The 18,213-nt window shown below is 64.9% G+C and carries 15 protein-coding genes and 1 other RNA gene; 10 read left to right on the plus strand and 6 right to left on the minus strand.

The features are described from left to right. Positions 1-75 precede the first annotated feature (75 nt). The 3 genes from ACEN8U_RS18255 to ACEN8U_RS18265 all read left to right on the plus strand — a co-directional run bounded on the left by ACEN8U_RS18255 (position 76) and on the right by ACEN8U_RS18265 (position 3,547). The gene (locus ACEN8U_RS18255) at positions 76-435 is read left to right on the plus strand and encodes an ArsR/SmtB family transcription factor (RefSeq protein WP_051156792.1); all 360 of its coding nucleotides are present in this window, start codon (positions 76-78) and stop codon (positions 433-435) included. Continuing rightward, complete coding sequence (locus tag ACEN8U_RS18260; RefSeq protein WP_015003489.1) at positions 432-1,685, plus strand: cation diffusion facilitator family transporter; 1,254 nt, start codon at positions 432-434, stop codon at positions 1,683-1,685. The genes ACEN8U_RS18255 and ACEN8U_RS18260 overlap by 4 nt, the downstream gene beginning before the upstream one ends. A gap of 134 nt (positions 1,686-1,819) precedes the next feature. Then, positions 1,820-3,547: an FAD-dependent monooxygenase gene (locus ACEN8U_RS18265; protein WP_015003488.1), complete on the plus strand. Its 1,728-nt coding sequence runs from the start codon at positions 1,820-1,822 to the stop codon at positions 3,545-3,547. A 16-nt stretch (positions 3,548-3,563) separates the two neighbouring features. On the opposite strand, the gene ACEN8U_RS18270 is transcribed toward ACEN8U_RS18265, so the two are convergent. The 4 genes from ACEN8U_RS18270 to ACEN8U_RS18285 are packed head-to-tail and all read right to left on the minus strand — an operon-like array spanning position 3,564 to position 8,829. After that, positions 3,564-3,818, minus strand: coding sequence for a formate dehydrogenase subunit delta (locus ACEN8U_RS18270; protein WP_015003487.1), 255 nt, complete (start codon positions 3,816-3,818; stop codon positions 3,564-3,566). A gap of 8 nt (positions 3,819-3,826) precedes the next feature. Next, positions 3,827-6,772 carry a formate dehydrogenase subunit alpha gene (fdhF, locus tag ACEN8U_RS18275; protein ID WP_041745669.1) on the minus strand — a complete coding sequence of 982 codons (2,946 nt, stop codon included), beginning with the start codon at positions 6,770-6,772 and terminating at the stop codon, positions 3,827-3,829. 15 nt (positions 6,773-6,787) lie between these two features. Continuing rightward, positions 6,788-8,347 carry a formate dehydrogenase beta subunit gene (locus ACEN8U_RS18280; protein ID WP_310107058.1) on the minus strand — a complete coding sequence of 520 codons (1,560 nt, stop codon included), beginning with the start codon at positions 8,345-8,347 and terminating at the stop codon, positions 6,788-6,790. After that, positions 8,344-8,829 carry an NAD(P)H-dependent oxidoreductase subunit E gene (locus tag ACEN8U_RS18285; protein ID WP_015003484.1) on the minus strand — a complete coding sequence of 162 codons (486 nt, stop codon included), beginning with the start codon at positions 8,827-8,829 and terminating at the stop codon, positions 8,344-8,346. Before ACEN8U_RS18285 ends, ACEN8U_RS18280 begins: the two co-directional genes overlap by 4 nt. Positions 8,830-8,963: 134 nt before the next feature. On the opposite strand from ACEN8U_RS18285, the gene ACEN8U_RS18290 reads away from it, so the two are divergent. Beyond that, complete coding sequence (locus tag ACEN8U_RS18290) at positions 8,964-10,043, plus strand: substrate-binding domain-containing protein (RefSeq protein WP_015003483.1); 1,080 nt, start codon at positions 8,964-8,966, stop codon at positions 10,041-10,043. 124 nt (positions 10,044-10,167) lie between these two features. Beyond that, positions 10,168-10,431: a hypothetical protein gene (locus tag ACEN8U_RS18295; protein WP_015003482.1), complete on the plus strand. Its 264-nt coding sequence runs from the start codon at positions 10,168-10,170 to the stop codon at positions 10,429-10,431. A 134-nt stretch (positions 10,432-10,565) separates the two neighbouring features. Here ACEN8U_RS18295 and ACEN8U_RS18300 read toward each other — a convergent pair whose 3' ends face one another. Continuing rightward, positions 10,566-10,925, minus strand: coding sequence for a hypothetical protein (locus tag ACEN8U_RS18300; RefSeq protein ID WP_041745665.1), 360 nt, complete (start codon positions 10,923-10,925; stop codon positions 10,566-10,568). A gap of 281 nt (positions 10,926-11,206) precedes the next feature. Between ACEN8U_RS18300 and ACEN8U_RS18305 the strand changes: the two genes are divergently transcribed. The 5 genes from ACEN8U_RS18305 (at position 11,207) to ACEN8U_RS18325 (ending at position 17,634) form a co-directional block, all read left to right on the plus strand. Beyond that, positions 11,207-11,494, plus strand: coding sequence for a hypothetical protein (locus ACEN8U_RS18305; RefSeq protein WP_148281808.1), 288 nt, complete (start codon positions 11,207-11,209; stop codon positions 11,492-11,494). Between the two features lie 258 nt (positions 11,495-11,752). Then, the gene (locus tag ACEN8U_RS18310) at positions 11,753-12,712 is read left to right on the plus strand and encodes a hypothetical protein (RefSeq protein WP_041745664.1); all 960 of its coding nucleotides are present in this window, start codon (positions 11,753-11,755) and stop codon (positions 12,710-12,712) included. Positions 12,713-12,834: 122 nt separating this feature from the next. Next, on the plus strand, positions 12,835-14,028 hold the full coding sequence (locus ACEN8U_RS18315; protein WP_041745663.1) for an HlyD family efflux transporter periplasmic adaptor subunit: 1,194 nt from the start codon (positions 12,835-12,837) through the stop codon (positions 14,026-14,028). A gap of 2 nt (positions 14,029-14,030) precedes the next feature. Then, positions 14,031-16,133, plus strand: coding sequence for a peptidase domain-containing ABC transporter (locus ACEN8U_RS18320; RefSeq protein WP_015003478.1), 2,103 nt, complete (start codon positions 14,031-14,033; stop codon positions 16,131-16,133). Beyond that, a complete protein-coding gene (locus ACEN8U_RS18325) occupies positions 16,126-17,634 on the plus strand; it encodes a TolC family outer membrane protein (protein ID WP_051156759.1) in 1,509 nt (502 codons plus the stop codon). The genes ACEN8U_RS18320 and ACEN8U_RS18325 overlap by 8 nt, the downstream gene beginning before the upstream one ends. Positions 17,635-17,842: 208 nt before the next feature. On the opposite strand, the gene ssrA is transcribed toward ACEN8U_RS18325, so the two are convergent. Then, positions 17,843-18,212: a transfer-messenger RNA gene (gene ssrA, locus ACEN8U_RS18330) on the minus strand. Position 18,213 lies beyond the last annotated feature (1 nt).

Raw genomic sequence — 18,213 nt, forward strand, 5'->3', positions numbered from 1 at the left:
GCCGCGGCTCGCCCGGTTTTGACCTGGTCGGCCGTTTCGCTTAACATGTGAACACCTGTTCATATGTGGGCCGCCATGTTACCTACTGACGCTTCGGCGACGTCGCCGGCGGGCTTTGAACCGCCTTCTGCGGATACCCTCGTGCCGCTTGCCGATCTGTTCCGGTTGCTAGGCGACCCGACGCGCCTGCGCATCGTACTCGCCTGTGTCGACGAGCGCCGAGCGGTGGGCGCGATTGCCGACGAGCTCGGTTTGTCGCCGTCGCTCGTGAGCCATCATTTGCGGCTGCTGCGCGCGGCGCGAATCGTACGGGCGCAGCGGCAAGGCAAGCAGGTGTTTTACATTGCCGCCGATCGCCATATCAGTGCGATGCTGGCCGGCATGCTCGAGCACGTCGCCGAGCCTACCCGTGACGACGCATTGGATCTGCCATGAAGAAAATCGAACAACGAGAAGACGAGCACGCACCGGTGTCGGTGGGCGCGCTGGAAAGCGGGGGGCCGGGCCGCAGTCCCGCAGGCGAGGGCGGGCGTGAGGGCGGGCAGGACGGCAGTCACGGCGGCCACGCGCTCGACCATAACCACGATCAAGGCCGCGACCATGGTCACAACTGCGGCCACGGCCATAGCCAGGACCACGGGCAGGGCCACGAGCACAATCAAGGCCGCGAGCATAGCCACGACCCAGGCCACGACCACGGGCACGGGCACAGCCATGGCTACAACGACGGCCACGACCACAACCACGACCACAGCCATAACCACGCCGGCGGCCACGGCCACCACCATCACCACCACGCGCCCGTCGCCGGCCACGGCTTCGCCTTCGCGCTGGCGGTCGCGCTGAACGTCGCGATCGTCGTCATTCAGGCCGTGTACGGCGTGCTCGCGCATTCCACCGCGCTGCTCGCCGACGCCGGCCACAATCTGTCCGACGTGCTCGGCCTGCTACTCGCCTGGGGCGCCGCCTGGCTCGCCACGCGCCGTCCTTCCGCGCGCTACACGTTCGGCTACGGCAGCTCGTCGATCCTCGCGTCGCTGGCCAATGCGGCGCTGCTGCTGTTTGCGTGCGGCGTGATCGTCGCCGAGGCGATCGGCCGCCTGATGAACCCGGCGCCCGTCGGCGGGCTCGCGGTGTTCGTCGTCGCGGCCGTGGGCATGGTCGTCAACGGGCTGTCCGCCTGTCTCTTCATGCGCGGCCAGAAGGAAGACCTGAACATTCGCGGCGCCTTCCTCCATATGGCTGCCGATGCAGGCGTGTCCGCGGCGGTGGCGATCAGCGGGCTCGTGATTCTCTACACCAACTGGAGCTGGCTCGACCCGCTGATGAGCCTGCTCGTGGTCGCGGTCGTCGTCTACGGGACGTGGGGCCTGCTGCGCGACTCGGTGCGCCTCGCGCTCAATGCGGTGCCGTCGGGCGTCGACGTCGAGCGCATTCGCGACTATCTCGCCGACCAGCCGGGCGTCGAGGACGTGCACGATCTGCATATCTGGGCGCTGTCGACCACGGGCAATGCGCTCAGTGCGCATCTGGTGATGCCGGCGGGCCATCCCGGCGACGAGCAGCTCGACGGCATCGTGCTCGTCTTGCGCGAACGCTTTTCGATGCAGCACGCGACGCTGCAAGTGGACCTCGGCACCACCAATCATCGTTGCGCGATGGATCGCCCGCCTGCCGCGCACTGAACCGGGCACGCGCGCATCCGCGCCACCCGCGCCACCCGCGCAATGCGCGATACGCCTCGCAATTGATGCAGTGCGCCGTCCGGCGCACGGGCGCGGGCGTACACTAGAGCGCACTGTGCTCTGCGGAGTTTCGCATGGACGCTGCCGCTAACCATGAGGCGCCGGTGCTGATCGTCGGGGCGGGGCCGACCGGGCTGGCCGCCGCCATGACCCTCGCGCGCGCGCGCATTCCCGTGCGCCTCGTCGACCGTGCAATGCAGCCGAACCCCTACTCGCGCGCAATCGGCATTCAGGCGCGCACGCTCGAACTGCTGGAGCAGCATCGGCTGGCCGAGCGCTTTCTCGAACTCGGCCATCGCGCGCGCGTGGCCAATCTGTTTTCAAACGGCATGCGCCTCGCGCAGCTCGACTTCGATCCGCTGCACACGCGTTATCCGTATCTGCTGTTTCTCGATCAGTCGGTGACCGAGCGTCTTCTGACGGAACATCTCGCGACGCTCGGCGTGACGATCGAGCGAGGCGTCGAACTCACGATGTTCTCGCAAGGCTCGGCCGGCGTGCAGGCGACGCTGCGGCGCGCCGACGGTCACACGGAAACGCTGCGTCCGTCCTATATGATCGCCGCCGACGGCGCGCACAGTCTGATTCGCCACGGGCTCGGCCTCAACTTCGAGGGCAAGACGCTCGAGCAGACCTTCCTGCTCGCCGACTTACATGCCGAAACCGATTGGCCCGAAGACGAGTTCCACATCTTCGCTTCCGGCGAAGGCCTCGTCGCGCTCTTCCCGATGGGGCACGGCCGGCATCGGCTGATCGCGGATCACGCCGTCGAGCCCGCACCGCAGCCCGCCGCGCCGCCGTCGCCGGTGGTGCTCGGCGAGCCGCCGCTTTCCCGCATGCGCGCGCCGTCGCTCGAGGAATGCAAGGCGCTGCTCGCGAGGCGCGTGCATGAACGCGTCGACGTGTCGGACCTCGCGTGGTCCTCCTACTTCCATGTGAACAGCCGGATGGTGGAGCGCCTGCGCGTCGGCCGCGTGTTTCTGGCCGGCGACGCTGCGCACGTGCACAGTCCGGCCGGCGCGCAGGGCATGAACACCGGCATTCAGGAAGCGTTCAATCTCGGCTGGAAGCTCGCGCGCGTACTGAAGGGCGCCGCGCCCGATCGGCTGCTCGACACCTATCATCTCGAGCGGCATCCGATAGAGCGCGATGTGCTGCGGCAAACCGGCTTCATCACGCAGATGGCGGAGGCGGACCACGGGCCGCTCAAGCTGCTGCGCGAGCGCGTGATGCCGGTTCTCGCGGCGCTCGGCCCGCTGCGCGATGCCGCGCGGCAGACCATCAGCGAGTTGTCGATCCAGTACCGGCGCAGTCCGCTCACGCTCGAACGTGTGCTCGACGGCGGACCGCGCGCGGGCGAACGCGCGCCGGATGCGGTGGTGCATGTGGTCGACGGTCCGCTCGGACGCGCGCCGGGCATCGGCTGTATTTACGATCTGCACGATCCCGCGTTCTTTTCGCTCTTTCTGCTCGTGCCGCCGCTGCCCGTCGACGGCAAGCCGCTCGACCCCGATGCAAAGCACGAGCCGCCGCCCGACGCCGAGCTGGAGCGTCTCAGCGTGGAAATGGAGCGTTTGCTGCCGGGCGCCGTGCGCATCTGGCGCGTGACGGATACGACCGGCGACGGCGGGCCGTCACTGGCCGAATCGTACGGACGCACGCGGCCGTCGTTCTATCTGCTGAGGCCGGACGGCTACATCAGCGCACGCGGGCGCACCGGCTCGGACCTGAACGGCCTGCTGCGGCACTGCGAAACATGGTTCACGGTCGGCGGACAGATACCCGAGCAGGCGGCCTTGTAAGCGGCCGCCCGCGCCATCAGGCGATGGACGGCTCCGTGGCCGGCGTGAGGCGCTCGCGGTTTTTCACGAGCGCCTCTTTGACGATTGCCGACATCTCGATGCCGCCCGCTTGCGGCGCATCGAGCGACGCGAGCAGCGCGCGCCGCATGCGCGGCTCCCAGAACCGGCGGATGTGATCGGCCACACCCGCGACGGCTTCTTCGTGATCCGGCATCGAAGCGAAGAAGTCGCCGATGCGGTTCGCCATGTCGATCAGATTCTGAGTGTCCATGGCTTGCCTCACTTACCCGACGTCGCGTTGGCCAGCTCGCGCTGCTTGAGCAGCTCCAGCTGCTCCGCGTTGAAGCGCGAATACTCTTTCTGCCACTCCGACGGCTGCTCGACCGGCATCACCTGCACGGCGGTCACCTTGTATTCCGGACAGTTGGTGGCCCAGTCGGAGCTGTCGGTCGTGATCACGTTCGCGCCCGATTCGGGGAAGTGGAACGTCGTATAGACGACGCCCGGCTGCATCCGCTCCGTCACCTTCGCGCGCAACACGGTTTGTCCCGCGCGCGACTCGATGCCGACCCAGTCGCCCGTCCTGATGCCGCGCTCCTCCGCGTCGTGCGGATGCAGTTCGAGCCGGTCCTCGTCGTGCCAGCGCGAATTCTCCGTGCGGCGGGTCTGCGCGCCCACGTTGTACTGCGACAGAATGCGCCCCGTGGTGAGCAGCAGCGGGAACTTGCGGGTGACCTTTTCCGGCGACGCAATGAACTTCGTGATGACAAACTTGCCCTTGCCGCGCACGAACGTCTCAACGTGCATGGTCGGCGTGCCGTCCGGTGCTTCTTCGTTGCACGGCCACTGGATGCTGCCGAGTTCGTCGATCTTCCGGTACGACACGCCGTGGAAGGTCGGCGTGAGGCGCGCGATCTCGTCCATGATCTCGGACGGATGCGTGTAGTTCATCTCGTAGCCGAGCGCGTGCGAAAGCATCAGCGTGACTTCCCAGTCGGCGTAACCCGGCACCGGCGGCATGACCTTGCGCACGCGCGAGATGCGGCGCTCCGCGTTCGTGAAGGTGCCGTCCTTTTCCAGGAAAGTCGAGCCGGGCAGCAGCACGTGCGCGTACTTCGCGGTTTCGTTGAGGAAGATGTCCTGCACGACGATGCATTCCATCGACGACAAAGCCGCGGCCACGTGGTGCGTGTTCGGGTCCGACTGCACGATGTCCTCGCCCTGGCAGTAAAGGCCCATGAAGCTGCCGTCGAGCGCCGCGTCGAACATGTTCGGAATGCGCAGACCCGGTTCGGGTTGCAGCGTGACGTTCCACGCGTCCTCGAACTGCGAGCGCACGATCGTGTCGCTGATATGGCGATAGCCCGGCAGTTCGTGCGGGAACGAGCCCATGTCGCACGAGCCCTGCACGTTGTTCTGGCCGCGCAGCGGATTCACGCCGACACCTTCGCGGCCGATGTTGCCGGTGGCCATCGCGAGATTCGCAATGCCCATCACCATGGTCGACCCTTGCGCGTGTTCCGTGACGCCGAGGCCGTAGTAGATTGCCGCGTTGCCGCCCGTCGCATAAAGGCGCGCGGCTTCGCGCACGTCCTTGGCCGGCACGCCGGTAATCGCTTCGGTTGCTTCGGGCGCGTTTTCCGGCAGCGCGACGAAATCGCGCCATTGCTCGAACGCGCGGCCTTCGCAGCGCTCGGCAATGAATGCCTCATTGAGCAGGCCTTCGGTCACGATCACATGAGCAAGCGCATTGACGATCGCCACATTGGTGCCCGGGCGCAGTTGCAGGTGATGCGACGCCTTCACGTGCGGCGTATCGACAATGTCGATGCGGCGCGGATCCACGACGATCAGCTTCGCGCCTTCGCGCACGCGGCGCTTCAGACGCGAGCCGAACACCGGGTGGCCGTCGGTCGGATTCGCGCCGATCACCATGATGACGTCGGCCTTGTCGACGGACGCGAAGGTCTGCGTGCCCGCCGATTCGCCGAGCGTCGTCTTCAGGCCGTAGCCGGTGGGCGAATGGCAGACGCGCGCGCAGGTGTCGACGTTGTTGTTGCCGAACGCGGCGCGCACGAGCTTCTGCACGAGATAGGTTTCTTCATTCGTGCAGCGCGACGACGTAATGCCGCCGATCGAATCGCGCCCGTGCTTCGCCTGGATGCGGCGGAACTCGGAGGCCGCGTAATTGATCGCCTCTTCCCAGCTCACTTCGCGCCACGGGTCGGTGATCTTCGCGCGGATCATCGGCTTGGTGATGCGGTCCTTGTGCGTCGCGTAGCCCCACGCGAAGCGGCCCTTCACGCACGCGTGGCCTTCGTTCGCCTGGCCGTTCTTGTACGGCACCATGCGCACGACCTGGTTGCCCTTCATCTCCGCTTTGAACGAGCAGCCGACGCCGCAATACGCGCAGGTGGTGACGGCCGAGTGCTCGGCCTGGCCCAGCATGACCACCGTCTTTTCCTGCAGCGTCGCGGTCGGACATGCGGCCACGCAGGCGCCGCACGAGACGCACTCCGACTCCATGAACGGCTGGTTTTCGCTCGCGGCCACGCGCGATTCGAAACCGCGTCCGGCGATGGTGAGCGCGAACGTCCCTTGCGTTTCCTCGCACGCGCGCACGCAGCGATTGCAGACGATGCACTTCGCCGGATCGTAGGTGAAGTAGGGGTTCGACTCGTCCTTCTGGTCCTTCAGGTGATTCGCGCCGTCGAAGCCGTAGCGCACTTCGCGCAGGCCCGTCACGCCCGCCATGTCCTGCAGTTCGCAGTCGCCGTTCGCGGGGCAGGTGAGGCAGTCGAGCGGGTGATCGGAGATGTAGAGCTCCATCACGTTGCGGCGCAGCGATTGCAGACGATCGGTTTGCGTGCGCACCTTCATGCCGGCTTCGACCGGCGTCGTGCACGAAGCCGGATAACCGCGCTTGCCTTCGATTTCGACGAGACACAGGCGGCACGAGCCGAACGGTTCCAGCGAATCGGTCGCGCAGAGCTTCGGCACGTTGACGCCGGCTTCGATCGCGGCGCGCATCACCGACGTGCCGGCCGGCACGGTGACGGACTGGCCGTCGATTTCCAGCGTGACGTCCACATCCGCATGACGCGCGGGCGTGCCGTAATCGGTGTCGTCGAAATAGGCGTTGCCGGCGCGCGCCTGCGCCTGCGACTTGCACGCGCAATTGCCGGAGCCGCAGCCGCCCGCGGGAGAGTTGAGCATATCTGACATGGTTGGGCTCCTCGTTCAGGCCGCAGCTTTCGGGGCATCGGCGCCGGCGAGGCCGAAGTCTTCAGGGAAATGGTCGAGCGCGGAGAGCACCGGATACGGCGTCATGCCGCCCATCGCGCAGAGCGACCCCGACACCATCGTGTCGCACAGATCGCGCAGCAACTGCACTTGCCGCGTGGACGTGTCGCCGTTGCGAATCCGGCCGATGACTTCCACGCCGCGCGTCGAGCCGATGCGGCAGGGCGTGCACTTGCCGCACGATTCGATCGCGCAGAAATGCATTGCGTATTGCGCGAGCTCCGCGAGATTCGACGTGTCGTCGTGCACGACGAGTCCGCCGTGGCCGACCACTGCGCCGACCGCCGCGTACGCTTCGTAGTCCATCGGAATGTCCCACTGGCTTTCCGGCAGATAGGTGCCGAGCGGACCGCCTACCTGCACCGCGCGCGCCGGCCGGCCGCTCGCCGTGCCGCCGCCGAAGTCGTACAGCAGTTCGCGCAGCGTCACGCCGAACGCCAGCTCGACGAGGCCGCCTTGCTTCACATTGCCCGCGAGCTGGAACGGCAGCGTGCCGCGCGAGCGGCCCATGCCGAAGTCCTTGTAGTACGCAGCGCCGCGCGCGAAGATGATCGGCACCGTGGCGAGCGTGATGACGTTGTTGATTACCGTCGGCTGACCGTACAGGCCGACGAGCGCCGGCACCGGCGGCTTCGCGCGGACAATGCCGCGCTTGCCTTCCAGCGACTCGAGCAGCGCCGTTTCCTCGCCGCACACATACGAGCCCGCGCCCTTCGCGACGAACAGTTCGAAGCGATGAGCGGAGCCGAGCACGCTGTCGCCGAGCCAGCCGGCCGCGCGAGCCTTCGCGATAGCCGCTTCGAGCGTCGCGATGGAGTGCGGATATTCGCTGCGCACGTAGATGTAGCCGGCGGTTGCGCCGGTCACGACGCCCGCAATGATCATCCCTTCGATCAGCACGTAAGGGTCGCTTTCCATCACGAGGCGATCGGAAAACGTGCCGGAATCGCCTTCGTCGGCATTGCAGACGATGTACTTCTGCGCGGCCTTGGCGGCGCGCACCGTGCGCCATTTGATGCCGGCCGGGAACGCGGCGCCGCCGCGTCCGCGCAGGCCCGATTCGATCAGCGCTTCGCAGGCGGCGTCGCCGTCCGTCTGCAACGCGTTGCGCAGGCCTTCGAGGCCACCGTGCGCGACGTAGTCGTCGATGGAAAGCGGGTCCGTGATGCCGATGCGCGCGAACGTCAGGCGCTGCTGCTTCTTCAGATACGGAATCTCGTCGACCACGCCGACGCGGCGCGCGTGCTCGCCGCCGTCGACAAAACCTGCATCGAACAGCTCTGCGACGTCGCTCGCCTCGACGTTCGCATAGCCGATGCGGCCTTCGGGCGTCTGCACCTCGACGAGCGGTTCGAGCCACAGCAAGCCGCGCGAGCCGTTGCGCACGAGCTCAATGGCGATGCCGCGGCGCGCAGCCTCGGCCTGGATCGCGTCGGCGAGCGCGTCCGCGCCGAGCGCGAGCGCCGATGAATCGCGGGGAACGTAAATACGCGTCATGCCGTCACCTCCACGCATTTGCTGGCGGCCGCGAAAATCGCGTCGAATTTTTGCGGCGTGACCTTGGCGTGCAGCGTGCCGTTGACCATCATCGCCGGCGAGAGCGCGCATTGACCGAGGCAGTACACCGACTCCAGTTCCACCGCGGCGCCGGCCTCGTGCGCCGCGTCGAAGCGGCAGCCGGTATGCGACTCGATGTGCTGCGCGAGCGCTTCGGTGCCCATGCTGCGGCAAGCCTCCGCCCGGCACAGCTGCACCGTGACGGCCGCGGCCGGTTCCGTGCGGAAGTGGTGGTAATAGGTGATGACACCGTGCACTTCTGCGCGCGACAGGTTCATCACGCGTGCGAGCGGCGCGACGGCGGCGGGCGGCACGTAACCGAGTTCGTCCTGAATCGCGTGCAGTACGGCGACCAGCGACCTGCCGGGTTGCGCGTGGCGCGCTACGAGCTCTTCCGGCGCGATGGCGATGAGATCGTCCAAGTGGGGGCTCCTCCAAAGTCATATATGCACTTGTTATTCATAATGCGTGCACTTATGCTTCGTCTATTCGATATGGGATAGCCGAACGATAGGCGGGCGAAACGGCCGACGCAATAGGAAATGCCTGTACATATATGATCAGAATCGAGTGCCACGCGCAACTAATATTGAAGGGCCCGGACGGCCGGGAGGCAAGCCTGTCGGACGTCGTGCCGCTGCTCGCGCTCGTCAACGAGTCCGGCAGCATTGCGCAGGCGGCGGCGCTTAAGGGTTTGTCCTACCGTCACGCGTGGGGCTTGTTGCGCGGAATCGAGGAGCGTCTCGGCGGTCCGCTGATTGCGAAGGAGCGCGGCCGCGGTTCCGTGCTGTCCGACCTGGGGCAGGCGGTGCTGCGCGCGCAGCGTCTGTGCGGCGAGCGGCTCGACGGCAACATGCAGGCGCTCGCCAGCGAAGTGGCGAGCGATCTGAACCGCTGGCTCGCGCCGCCCGTGGATCACGTGCGCATTCACGCGTCGCATGGCTATGCGGTGGCGGCGCTCGTCACGGCGCTCGTTGCACGCGAGCTGCCGGTGGACATCAAGTATCGCGATGGCGTGGATGCGGTCAGCGCGCTCGCGCGCGGCGAATGCGATCTGGCCGGCTTTCACTTGCCGCTCGGCGAATTTCGCGCGGCGTGCGCCGACACGTACCGGCGCTGGCTCGATCCGCAGCGCCACGTGCTCGTGCATCTGACGCGGCGCAAGCAGGGCCTTTTTCTCGGCAAGGGCAATCCGAAGCGGATTGCCGGCCTGTCCGATCTGTCGCGCGACGACATCCGCTTCGTGAATCGCCAGCATGGTTCCGGCACGCGCATGCTGCTCGACCTCGCGTTGCGCAAGCTGGGCATCGACCCTGATCGCGTGAACGGCTATGCGTCGGCGGAACTCACGCATTCGGCGATTGCGGCGTTTGTCGCGAGCGGCATGGCGGACGTGGGCTTCGGTGTGGAACCCGCGGCGCATCATTTCGGGCTGGATTTCCTGCCCGCCGTCGACGAAGACTATTACTTCGCCTGCGACCGGGCGCGGCTCGAGCGCGCGCCGCTGTCGGCGGTGATCGAACTGCTGCGTGGCAGTGCGTTTCACGCGAGCGTCGACCAGTTGCAAGGCTATGATCCGAGCGAGTGCGGCAAGCTCGTGGATCTCGACGCCGGGCTGAGCGGCGCGGGCGCGTAAGCGCTGGTAAACATCAGCGCGCACATCCGCGTGCGCGGGCCGCTGCGGCTGGCTTTCGTTTGGGATACTCTCTAAGCTTTCCGCCTTTTGCCCAACTGCGCGCATTGCCGCGCTTCGAACCGATATGAAAGTTCTTCTACATGCATGTGCCGCGGCCGCGTCGGCCGGCTTGCTTCTCGCGACCGTTTCCGTCGCTTTCGCGCAGAACTCGCCGGGCGTGCCGGGCGGCATTCTGCAAGACCAGTTCCGGCTCGCTGAACATCCGCAAATGCCGTTTGCCGCGTCGGCACCGTCGGACAAGTATCAGTCCGGCAAGAAATCGGCGATGCGCAAGCGCGGCGACCTCGGCGATCCGAACGGCTGCAACCTGCAGTGTCCGAAGGACTAAGTTGGGCGGCTGGCTGCAGCTCGCTTGGGTTGCATTAATCGTTGCATAGATTGTTGGACGAATCGCTGCATGACTCGGGACGCCGGCGCTTTGCCGGCGTTTTTCATTGGCCTCAGTTCGCCTCGCCGCTCGGGCTAGGGTTTCGCCGTGTGCCAGACGTCCTTGAAGCCGTCTCCTTTCATGTCGCCCGCCTGCTTGTCCGCCGCGTAGCGATAGAGCGGATGCCCTTTGTACGCCCACTGCTGCTTACCGTCCGCCGACGGAATCAGCGTCCAGTCGCCGGACGGCTTGTCCGACGGGCTCGCCACCGCAGCGGGCCAATAGCTCGTGCAGCCGCCGGTGCAGGCGCTCGTGCCCGGCGTCGTGTCTTTGTCGAAGGTGTAAAGCGTCATGCCGTCGGCGGTGACGAGGCGACCGTCGACCACTTTCGGAGGCTCGGCAAAAGCGCTGTGTTGGAGCGCGAGGAGGGCGACGCAGAGGAGGGTCTTACGCATGATGGGGCTCCTGTTTTTCGTGTGTTTCGTGTCTTTCGCGTGAGTGGGCATGCGACGGGGCATGCGTGCACGCGTCACCCATCAACGGATGAGCCGGGGCGTTTATTCCCCTGGGACTGCATCTTTGTGCGTTGCCTCGACTTCCCGCGGCGGTGGCGTGGCCTGGAGGAGGCTACGCTCGCTTTTGGGAACAACCATATTCCGTTTTGAAATCTACGGTTTTCCGGGATGGTGTATCCGGTAAGTTCATTTTGTTTAATGTGAAATTTCTGATTCTATGCATGGAAATTTCCAAGATGCTTTCAGTGAATTTTAAAATGTCCGTCATTTATATCGATTGTATTTGTCTTGGCGTCGATGTCGGTTATCGCCGCGCAGCATTCGGCCTCCGTGACAACCGAGGCAGGCTAAAGTGCGCGATTGCGCTTGAGTTTAGCGCACACCGGATGCGCCCGTTTATTCGATGGTCCGGTTATAGCTGGATGAATAATAAAGTGCAAAATTGTGTCAAGGTGATTTTTGATAAAAATTCCGGTGCTAGAATTCGCGGCACTCGATTGGGTCATTGATTTGCTGGTTGATTAACCGGCTGTTCAATGGCTCGTGAGTGATCCTATTAATTCAATTCACCAGGTAAACAAAAAATGCAAAAGATCAATCGCAATGAGCTGGCCAAGTCCACGGTTGCCGGTGGTTGCTGCAAGAGCAGCTGCGGGACTAGCAAAACGACCCAGCCTCAACCGCTGAAGAGCGCGGCTCCTGTGGCGCGCAGCTGATGCTCGCCGTCGGGACAGTGCCGGGGGCGCTGTCCCGACGGGCGTGTCAACATGAATATGAGGCTGCCGGCCGTCTTCTTACGCTTCTTTGTGTTGCTGCGCGACGGGTCAGCCCGCGCCAGGTCATGGCTTAAGCACGCGGCGATTGCCCGCTTGCCGCTTGCATCGATCGAACCGCTTGCCGCCACCCTTTGGAGCATCGCTGCGCTTGCACGTGCGCGCACCCGTTGGGAGGGCATGTGCCGTCTGGATATAGGCCGGAACGTCCTCAATCTGACGTTGCCCCGCTCCAGCCGCGTTGCTGCCGGTCGCGTTCGCGAGCGCCTGATCGACCAGCGGATCTATTTCGGCCGGCTGGCGCGCGGAAAAGAAGCATGGCCGGATTTGCAGGCAGTTGCATGTGCGCTCGCCGGCAAAATCGCTCAATTGCGTGCGGCGGAGCCCGAGCGGCCTGTCATCGTGTCGCCGTTTCACTATGTATCGCAGTACGCGAACATCTACGTGATCGACGAATTGCGGGCGCTGCTCGATCTGGAGTCGATCGCCGTCGTGTCCGGCGTGCCGCGCAATCTATATGGCGACGATCAGGCGCTTATCCCGGGTGTCACCGTGCTGTATACGTACGGCGAGGACGACCGCAACGGCCTGGGCCTTCGCGTCGCGCGGGCGTTGAAGCGCAGCGGCGTCGCAGTGCTGTTTGCCGACGTGCCGCCTTTTACGCTGCACCGGTATCCGATGGAGACGGTGAGTGTCTCGATGTTCGGGCGCGACGCGCGCATTCATCACGGCGTGTTTCGCCTTGGCGCCCAATTCGACGCGATCTTGTTGCCGTTCTATCTGCGTTTTGCGCGCGGCCGCTTCAGTGCGGAAGTGTTCGACCCGTTGCCGCTTGCCATGGCAGGCGCACCGCAACAGGTGGCGCGATATATCGAAGCCGCGGTGGCCGACAACTACGCGGACTGGCTGGTCGCCGGGCATCCGTCCATGTATTCGTTCGCGCCCGCCCGCTGAACCATTTCGACGTCCAGCGGCTTCCACGCATCCGGTAGGAAGGCCGCTTGCACCGCATTTTCGCTGCACTTTTCGCGAGCACTCGCAACAACAACCCGGCTCGCATCCGACGGCAACAACTTATGCAACCTACTCATCTCCCGCAGTTCAGGGACGTCTCCTGGCGTTGGCTCGCCTATGTGGCGTCCACGCTCGTCGTCGGCGCGGTCGTTTTTGCGTTTGTTCACGAAGTCGAGTTGAAACAGGACGTGCGCGCGGAGATCGTGTCGCCGTCGGAAATCAAGGTTCAGGGATTGAGCGGGCTTGTCTCCGAGATTTACGTCACGAGCCCGGCACGGGTCGAGCAGGGCGCGCCGCTGTTCCGGCTGGAACGCGATCTGTCTCTGGCAAGCGATGGCCGGCAGCGGCCGGCTTTCGACGAACACGCGCGCGACGAGCAGATCCGCACGAGCGAAGCGCAATATCTGCAGCGCAAGGCCGATCTGTCGGCGCAACTTGACGCTGCGCGGCTCGCCGCCGAGAGCCGTCGCGCGGAAATTGCGGCACTCGACGAGCAATCGGGCCAGAACCGGCAACTCGCCGCGGAAGCGCAACGCGCGCTCGCGCGGCTCGATTCGGTGTCGGATTACGTCACCGCGGACCGCATCGAGCAGGCGAGGGCGCTGACCCACGAGACGAAGGTGTCGGTCGCGCAAAGCGCCGCGCGGCGTCAGCAACTCAACGCCGAACTGGCGGCGACGATCGCCACGCACGCGAGCCTCGAAGCGCAACTTGCCGAACTCTCCGCGCGTTACGCACGCGAACTGCAGGACATTCGCATGCGCTTCGAGCAGATTCGCCAGGACGCGACCATTTCTGCGCCGAAAGCCGGCGTCGTCACATTCTCCGGCCTCGTCCGCGGCCGCACGCTTGCGCCGGACGACGTCGCGCTTGTCATTTCAACAGGAGGAAAGCAACCGCTGCGCGCCGCGTTGCGCATTCCTTCGCGCCGGCGCGGCTTCGTGCGCGAAGGGCAGGTGGTGCGGCTCAAGCTCGACGCTTTCCCGTACGCGAAGTTCGGCAGCTACGCGGCTCGCATCGATTCTATTTCGCGAACCACGGTGCGTTCGGCCATCTCGCCGACCGGCGCTTCGGGAGCGCACGGCGGCGAGGGCGATTACATGGCCTGGGCCACGCTGAGCGACGACCAGTTCAAATTCGAGCGGCAGCGCTTTGACATTCTGCCGGGCATGACGGCGACGGCGAGCATCGTGATCGAGCGCCGCACCATCGCCGAATGGGTGCTCGCGCCGCTTTTCCGCATCCTGCGGGGGTGACAATGCGCGCCATCTATCAAAATGAAGTCGCCGAATGCGGCTACGCGTGCCTGGCCATGGTTCTGTCGCACTTCGGCCGCGCTGTCGAGGTGCGCGAGTTGCAGGCGTTCAGGCCGATCTCGGCGAACGGTTTGACGCTCATGGACCTGTACGACGTCGCGGTCGAATTCGGTCTCGCAGTGCAGGCGTACCGTTTTGACGCCGGCGACTTGCCGGCCATCAAGCGCGGTTCGATCCTGCACTTCGGCGGCGCGCATTTCGTGGTGTTCGAGAAGTGCGCTCGCGGCTATGTGCAGGTTATCGACCCGGCGAGCGGACGGCGGCGCATCGCCATGGACACGTTCGTCGCGAATGTTTCAGGCTATCTGCTCGAATGCGCGGCCACGCCGGACATGCCGCGTGCGCGCAGCAGGTCGCGCGTGCCGCAGGCGCTCGCTCGGGTGCGCTCGCTCAATCCGCAACTCGCCGCCCAGATCGCGAAGGTCATGTTCGTCGCGCTCGGCAGCCAGTTCGCAATCCTCGCCATGCCGTATCTCGGCAACCTGCTGCTCGACGACGTGGTGGCCGCCGACAACCTTAATCTGCTGAACGTGCTCATGCTGACGTTCGGCGGCATCTTCGCGACAGGCGCGTTGAGCCAATACGTGCAGACTTATCTCGTCGAGCTTCTGCACGGTTTCGTGCAGATGAACATGACCGAGGGCATTGTCGCAAAATTGTTGCGCAACCCGATCCCGTATTTCGAGAAGCGCCACGTCGGCGATCTGTTCGCGCGAGTCAAGGCGCAGGACGAAATCAGCGTTTTTTCGACGCGCACGGCGATCTCGGCGGCCATCGACATCGCCGTCGGCATGCTCGCTCTGGCGTTGATGCTGGTGCAAAGCCCGCAACTGACGCTGATTGCGTTGTTGATCTTCATGATCTACGTGGCGGTGGCTTTTGCGCTTTTCGCGCGCATGCGCGACACGCATGCGCTCGTCCTCGAAGAATCGGCGCGCTGTGACGACACGCTCATTGAAACGATTCGCGCGGCGTCGCTCATTAAACTGTCGCAGGGCGAGACGCGGCGTACCGCAATGTTCATGACGAAATACCGCGCATACATCGCGGCGCTCGTGCAGAACAGCCGGCTCGCAAGCGCACGCGACGCGATTCTGAAGCTGATCGACTATGCGGACATGATCGCGGTGAGCTGGTTCGCCGCGCGCCTGATGCTGGGCGGTGCCATCTCGGTCGGTGTGTTCTATTCGTTCTTGATTTACAAGTCGTTGCTGTCGGAGCGCTTTGCCCGGGCCGTCAACGCGGCGTTCGACTATTTCATGCTGAGTGTGCCGGTCGCGCGCGTGAGCGATATCGTCGATTGCGAGGCGGAGCGCTATACGCCGCCGGCCGACCTGCATAAGGCCGTCGAGGTGCGCAGATTCGAGCGCATCGACGTGCGCGGCATCACGTTTCGTTACGGCGTGTCCGATCAGCCTGTGCTGAAAGACGCGAGCATCGTGATTCGGAGGGGCGACAAGATCGTGATCACCGGCGCGTCGGGAAGCGGCAAGTCGACGCTCTTCAAACTGCTGGCGGCGGCCGAGCCGCTGCAGGAGGGTGAGGTCGCGTTGAATGGGATCGCCGCTTCGAATCTCAGTGTCGACGAAATCCGCCGGCATGCGGTTCACATGCGACAAGGCGATCTGATCCTGCATGGCTCTATTGCGGACAATGTGTCGCTTTTCAGCGGCAATGCCGACGAAGCGCGGATTCACGCGTTGTTGGACGACGTCGGTCTGCTCGCCGATGTCATGCGTTTGCCGATGCGCACGCGCACGGTGATCAGCGACACGATCGCCAATATTTCCGCGGGTCAGCGCCAGCGTCTGCTGCTTGCGCGCGCGTTGTACCAGCAGCGCGAATTGCTGCTGCTCGACGAGCCGACTTCCAATCTCGACCCCGCGTCGGCGCGGCGTGTCGTCGACTTGCTGCTGCGTCTGGATCGCACGGTCGTGGTCATCACGCATGACATGGCGCTGGCAGCGGCGTTTGGCACGCGTTATCGGCTGGTCGACGGCCAACTGCTCTGCGAGGCCCGCGAAGGCGTGGTGGTGAATGAATAAGCGCGCGTTGACAGGTGCATTGGTCATGCTCGCGACGGTGGCCTATGCCGGAGCCGCCGCTGCAGTGGACCTGCTTGGCGTCGTCGAGCGGAGCACCGATCATGACGCCGATCTCGCGGCGTTTCGGGCGGGTTCGAGAGCGGCGGGGCAAGCCGTGCCGAAAGCGCGCGCCGCGCTCCTGCCGCAGGTGGTGGGTGGGTGGGGGCGGGCCTACAACAGTGTGGTGACGGAAGGCCTCCCCAACACCCACTACTGGCAAAGCGGATGGACCGTCGTGCTCACCCAGCCTGTGTTCGACTGGAGCAAATGGACGACGTACAGGCAGGCGGACTTCGTCGCGGCGCGCGGCGCGGTGGACTTCGCGCGCGCGAGGCAAGCAGTCATTTTACGGGCAGTAGAGGCATACTTCGACGAACTTGCTGCCGAAGACGAAATGACGCGCGCGAACGATTACGCGGCCACGCTCGATCTGCACCTGAGCGAGTTGGTCCGCAAGCGGCGGGTGGGAGAGGCGACGGTCATCGACGTGCGGGACGCCGAAGCGGCACGCGAGCAGGCGCAATTGCAACAACAGGACGCGCGCGACGAGGTGCACTTAAAGCGGCTGGCGCTCGAGCACCTCACCGGAGAGCCGTTCGAGGCGCTCTCGCGTGTTTCGGAGGCTGCCGGCCTGCCGGGACTCAGTCCGCCCGATGTCGAAAGCTGGGCGTCCCAGGCGGCGGCCCACGACTACACCGTGCAACAGAAGCAGGTCGATCACCATATTGCCGAGCTTGAGGTGGAGAAGGCGCGCGCGGCGCGGCTGCCGGTCGTCAGTCTGACGGCGAGCCACACGCCGGCTGGCGCTGCGTCGGGCTATATGCGTCCCACGACGACCACGACGGCGATGCTGTCGGTGACCATCCCCATTTTCGAGGGCGGCGCGAACACCGCGACAATCGACGAAAAACTGGCACTGCAGGATAAGGCTCAAGACGAGCTGGTCGCGGCGACCCGTACAGCGGGCGCGAGCGCCCGCGAATACTGGTCGCGTTTTCATGCCGGCGTCGCGCGGGTCGACGTGCTGTCGCGTGTGGTGCAGAGTTCGCAGGCAGCGTTGGATGCGACCAAGGTCGGCTATCGCGTGGGCAGCCGTGCAAGTACGGATGTGTTGCGGGCCTCGGAGGCGTATTTCGCGAATCGGCGCGATTTGATTCGTGCGCGCTATGCAACCGTGATGGCGCTGCTTCAGTTGAAGGCAGCCGCCGCAAGTCTCGACGTCGACGAGATCGCGCGCGTCAATGAGCTGTTGCTGAATGGGGCGGTGGGCGGTGGGATAGTGGCGGATGCCGAGGCGGGCCGAAAGCCGGCCAGCGCGGAAGTGAAGCAGGGGGTGGCGCCCGCAGACGCGCGTCATTCGGCGCCCATCACGAATATGCAACCGGCGTTGGCGGAAGCGGACACGCGACGGCCAAAGTTCGACGCAGACGTGTTGCGGGCACTATCGGCCATTCGTCCGTGAGCGTCGGCAAGCCGCTCAAAGTAAGGCGTGTCTTGGGCAAGCCCTGTATCCGCACGGCGCGCCCGACCTGCAAGTCGACGCGTTCGCAACGGGAATCCGGCGTCACCATGAAAAAACCCCGCCCGGCTGGCGCCGTCGGGGTCTTCGTCAATGCGCTGCCCATGGCAGTGCCGCAGTGCCGCGCAGTGCCGTTTTGCTGCAAGGTGTCTGGTGGAGGCGGCGGGAATCGAACCCGCGTCCAGAAGCACTCTACGACCAGTTCTACATGTTTAGTTCTGTCTTTTGATTTAACCGCAGTGACGCGGACGAACACGCTGCACTACGGCGATTCACTAGATTTTCGACCCGGACGTCGTGACTCCGTCAAGGCTTAACTGACGTATATGACCTCTGTCGGTATTGCTACCGGTCTTGCGACACTAGCCCGTCAGTGAACTAGGCAGAGGACGGCGGCCCTTAGGCTGCCAGTGCGAACGTATCGTCGTTTGCAGTTACGTTTTTCCCATTGATTAACGAGGTGACGGGTCCTCGACATGCCCTAGCCGCTTCGCAACCCCTGTCGAAACCAGGTCGCCCCCG

This window comes from Paraburkholderia phenoliruptrix, assembly GCF_047325075.1.
In the GTDB taxonomy this organism is placed as follows: Bacteria; Pseudomonadota; Gammaproteobacteria; order Burkholderiales; family Burkholderiaceae; genus Paraburkholderia; species Paraburkholderia phenoliruptrix.

Coding starts and splice junctions, on each gene's coding strand:
- ACEN8U_RS18255 (WP_051156792.1), top strand. CDS start 76: ATGTTACCTACTGACGCTTCGGCGACGTCGCCGGCGGGCTTTGAACCG.
- ACEN8U_RS18260 (WP_015003489.1), top strand. CDS start 432: ATGAAGAAAATCGAACAACGAGAAGACGAGCACGCACCGGTGTCGGTG.
- ACEN8U_RS18265 (WP_015003488.1), top strand. CDS start 1,820: ATGGACGCTGCCGCTAACCATGAGGCGCCGGTGCTGATCGTCGGGGCG.
- ACEN8U_RS18270 (WP_015003487.1), bottom strand. CDS start 3,818: ATGGACACTCAGAATCTGATCGACATGGCGAACCGCATCGGCGACTTC.
- fdhF (WP_041745669.1), bottom strand. CDS start 6,772: ATGTCAGATATGCTCAACTCTCCCGCGGGCGGCTGCGGCTCCGGCAAT.
- ACEN8U_RS18280 (WP_310107058.1), bottom strand. CDS start 8,347: ATGACGCGTATTTACGTTCCCCGCGATTCATCGGCGCTCGCGCTCGGC.
- ACEN8U_RS18290 (WP_015003483.1), top strand. CDS start 8,964: ATGATCAGAATCGAGTGCCACGCGCAACTAATATTGAAGGGCCCGGAC.
- ACEN8U_RS18295 (WP_015003482.1), top strand. CDS start 10,168: ATGAAAGTTCTTCTACATGCATGTGCCGCGGCCGCGTCGGCCGGCTTG.
- ACEN8U_RS18300 (WP_041745665.1), bottom strand. CDS start 10,925: ATGCGTAAGACCCTCCTCTGCGTCGCCCTCCTCGCGCTCCAACACAGC.
- ACEN8U_RS18305 (WP_148281808.1), top strand. CDS start 11,207: ATGGAAATTTCCAAGATGCTTTCAGTGAATTTTAAAATGTCCGTCATT.
- ACEN8U_RS18310 (WP_041745664.1), top strand. CDS start 11,753: ATGAATATGAGGCTGCCGGCCGTCTTCTTACGCTTCTTTGTGTTGCTG.
- ACEN8U_RS18315 (WP_041745663.1), top strand. CDS start 12,835: ATGCAACCTACTCATCTCCCGCAGTTCAGGGACGTCTCCTGGCGTTGG.
- ACEN8U_RS18320 (WP_015003478.1), top strand. CDS start 14,031: ATGCGCGCCATCTATCAAAATGAAGTCGCCGAATGCGGCTACGCGTGC.
- ACEN8U_RS18325 (WP_051156759.1), top strand. CDS start 16,126: ATGAATAAGCGCGCGTTGACAGGTGCATTGGTCATGCTCGCGACGGTG.